This window comes from Algibacter sp., from assembly GCF_049667265.1.
Taxonomy (GTDB): Bacteria; Bacteroidota; Bacteroidia; order Flavobacteriales; family Flavobacteriaceae; genus Algibacter_B.
Map to the genome: position 1 here is coordinate 1 of NZ_JBATHX010000212.1, position 3,472 is coordinate 3,472.

The 3,472-nt window shown below is 31.6% G+C and carries 4 protein-coding genes; 1 reads left to right on the forward strand and 3 read right to left on the reverse strand.

The features are described from left to right. Together WBN21_RS07820 and recR are read right to left on the reverse strand one after the other, a co-directional pair. The coding region (locus WBN21_RS07820; RefSeq protein WP_424199063.1) for a glycosyltransferase family 2 protein at positions 1 to 1,092 on the reverse strand (1,092 nt) is incomplete at its 3' end. 11 nt (positions 1,093 to 1,103) lie between these two features. Beyond that, positions 1,104 to 1,721 (reverse strand): recombination mediator RecR, encoded by a 618-nt coding sequence (gene recR, locus WBN21_RS07825; RefSeq protein ID WP_424199064.1) that lies wholly within the window; start codon positions 1,719 to 1,721, stop codon positions 1,104 to 1,106. Positions 1,722 to 1,901: 180 nt separating this feature from the next. Here recR and WBN21_RS07830 point away from each other — a divergent pair, with 180 nt between their 5' ends. Next, the gene (locus WBN21_RS07830) at positions 1,902 to 3,356 is read left to right on the forward strand and encodes a sodium:solute symporter (RefSeq protein WP_424199065.1); all 1,455 of its coding nucleotides are present in this window, start codon (positions 1,902 to 1,904) and stop codon (positions 3,354 to 3,356) included. Here WBN21_RS07830 and WBN21_RS07835 read toward each other — a convergent pair. Continuing rightward, positions 3,333 to 3,472 (reverse strand): CoA-binding protein (locus WBN21_RS07835; RefSeq protein WP_424199067.1); only part of this gene is annotated, 140 nt, incomplete at its 5' end. The two genes, WBN21_RS07830 and WBN21_RS07835, sit on opposite strands and share 24 nt — an antisense overlap.

Consider the following 3,472-nt stretch of genomic DNA (forward strand, 5'->3'; position numbering starts at 1 on the left):
ATTTATAACCTCTCCTCTACTAATAGCATCATCACTACCAATTATAAATTTAGAGTTTTTAGGTAAAATTTTGAATGTAACAGACTTATCTAATTGATTTGTCTCCATAAAATTAATAATGTTTTTAAAACTAAGCGTATTAGAATCAAAAATAATTTCAGAGGCTTTCTCTATATTTTTTAAATCCGATTTCAAGATCACTTCCTTTGTTAAAACTGCTTTCAACGATTCGTTTAACTTATCAGAAATAAAAACGTATTTGCTGATTGTTTTTAGTTTAGAAATAGGATTCTTTCTAAAAAAATAAACCGCTCGAATGCCGCCCCAAACAAACAAATCAAAAAACACATTTTTCTTAAAATGTTTTTTGTAAAAAATTTGCATAGCTCCATAAAAACGGCGCGCATAGTTTTTATCTCTTAAGGTACTTTCGCCTTTAAAATGCAGAACCGTAGTTTCACCAAAATAGTAATTTTTATAGCCTTTTTTTAAAGCTTTATAGGAGATATCAATATCTTCACCATACATAAAATAGTCTTCATCAAACCCGCCTATGTCATTATATACTGCTTTTTCCAAAAACATGAAAGCGCCAACCAAAATAGCTACTTCACAAACATCCTTTTCATGTATTTGATTTGCAAAATAATCGTCTGAATTACCCATTAACTTCTTAAAAGCCGCCCTTACATATGGTATTTTACGTTTGCTTTCGGGCAAAAACGCACCTTTACCATCCACTAATTTACAGCCAACAATACCAAGTTTTTCTTTACTTTCTGAAAACTCAAGTAATTTTAAAAAAGTATCTTCAGCTACTACCGTATCAGGATTTAAAATACACAAATACTCACCTTTCGCTTGTAATACGCCTATATTATTTCCTTTTGAAAACCCAGAATTATAATGATTTTCAATTAGAATAACATTCGGAAATTCCTTTGTAACCCTAGCGCAGCTTCCATCCTCTGAGTTGTTATCAACCACAATAATTTCAGCATCTATATTTGCAATAGCAGCCTCAACACTTCTTAGACATAACTCTAAAAAATATTCAACATTATAATTTAAAATAATTACGGAGAGTTTCAAATTTTGATTGCTTAAAGTTTTATGGAAGATTCAAATGGAATCCTATTAATAATACTTCTACCAAGGGTAATTTCATCTGCATATTCCAACTCATCACCAACCGAAATCCCTCTTGCTATAGTTGATGTTGTAATGTTATAATCTTTAATTTGTTTGAAAATATAAAAGTTGGTTGTATCGCCTTCCATGGTTGAACTTAATGCAAAAATAAGCTCTGTAACGTTCCCTTCTTTCACTTTGTGAACTAACGTTTCAATATTTAAATCGTGAGGACCAATACCATCCATGGGCGAAATTTTTCCTCCCAAAACATGATATAAACCTTTAAAAGAACTTGTGTTTTCAATAGCCATAACATCTCGAATATCTTCAACAACGCAAATAATATCTTCATTACGTTTTGGGTTAGAACATATTTCGCATAATTCAACATCACTTATATTATGACACGATTTACAAAACTTCACGTCATTTCTCATGGTTTGTAAAGCTTCAGACAAGGCCAAAGTTTGTTCTTTCGGCTGCCTTAACATGTGCAATACCAACCGCAATGCCGTACGTTTACCAATACCTGGTAATTGTGACATTTCGTTTACCGCACGCTCCAATAATTTTGAAGAAAATTCCATATCGGCGAAATTACTATTTAGGTGTGAATTTCGCTAATTTTAAGATGCCCTTTTAAAACAAGTTGTATTCATTTAACATTTTATTTTAAAGTTTTATAGATGCGTAAAATTTCAACAATGACTTAAAAAATCCTTATTCCAATTTATATTTGTACTTTCAAAACTTGAAAATTAATTTTTATGTCGGCCACTCAAATTATCCTTTTAATTGTTGCTTATTTTATTGTTTTAATCCTCATATCCTATTTTACAGGAAAGGAAGATAGTAATGATGCTTTTTTTAAAGCCAACAAATCTGCTCCGTGGTATTTAGTGGCTTTCGGGATGATTGGTGCATCACTTTCTGGTGTTACTTTTATATCTGTTCCAGGCATGATTGGTGGCCAACAATTTGCATACATGCAAGGTGTTTTTGGTTTTTTTGTTGGCTATTTATTTATCCTTTTCGTGCTACTTCCTATTTACTATAAATTAAATGTCACGTCAATTTATCAATATTTAGAACAGCGTTTTGGTGTTGTTAGTTATAAAACTGGGGCATTTTTCTTTTTACTTTCAAGAGTTACTGGTGCTTCCTTTAGGCTGTTTTTAGTGGCTTTAGCCATGCAGTATATTGTTTTTGAAAGTATTGGCGTGCCATTTTGGGCAACCGTGGTCATCTCCATTTTGTTAATTTGGATTTACACCAATAGAGGTGGTATAAAAACTATTGTTTGGACGGATACGCTGCAAACCTTAGCGATGTTAACTTCGGTTGGTGTTGCCATATTTTTAATTAATGAAAAATTAGATTGGAGTTATATTGAATTTTTAAAATCTGATGAATTTTCATTAAGAGGACAAATTTTCTTTTTTGATGACCCCAACTCAACCACGTATTTTTGGAAATATTTTATTGGCGGAATTTTTATCGCAATTGCTATGACAGGATTAGACCAAGATATGATGCAAAAAAACCTAACCTGTAAAACACCCGAAGAATCTAAAAAAAATATGTTTACAATGGCTACACTTTTAGTCTTTGTCAACTTTTTCTTTTTGTCTCTTGGGGCATTATTATTTATTTATGCCGATAAATTTGGCCTTCAAATTCCTGTTGTAGATGGAAAAACTAGAACCGACTTACTTTTTCCTGAAATTGCCATGAATCAAGATTTAGGCATGGGATTAGCAGTTACTTTTATTATTGGTTTGATTGCTGCAGCCTACTCAAGTGCTGATAGTGCCTTAACATCCTTAACTACATCATTTTCAGTTGATTTTTTAAACATTGAAAAACTTCCCATAGAACAACAAAAACCGCTTCGGAAAAAAGTGCATATTGGTGTTTCAATTCTATTAATAATCGTGGTAATTGTTTTTAATAGCCTTGAAGGAAATGTGGTTAGTAATTTATTTAAGTTCGCCACATTCACCTATGGTCCCCTTTTAGGCTTGTTTGCATTTGGTATTTTAACCAAATATCAAATTAAAGATAAGTACGTATGGATTATTGGGTTACTCTCCATATTAATCACTTTCGGAATAACATCTTTACCAGAAAGTATCATTGGTAATTATAAATTTCATTGGGAAATACTACCGCTTAATGGTTTAATTACTTTCCTGGGTTTAATATTGATTTGTAGAAAGTAAAACCAAAGTACAAGCCGCTTCAAAAGCAATTTTATGTTCTTTTAAAAACTTATATAATTCTGGATTTTCTGTTCCAGGATTGAAAATAACGCGCTCAGGTTTTAAGGATATTATAT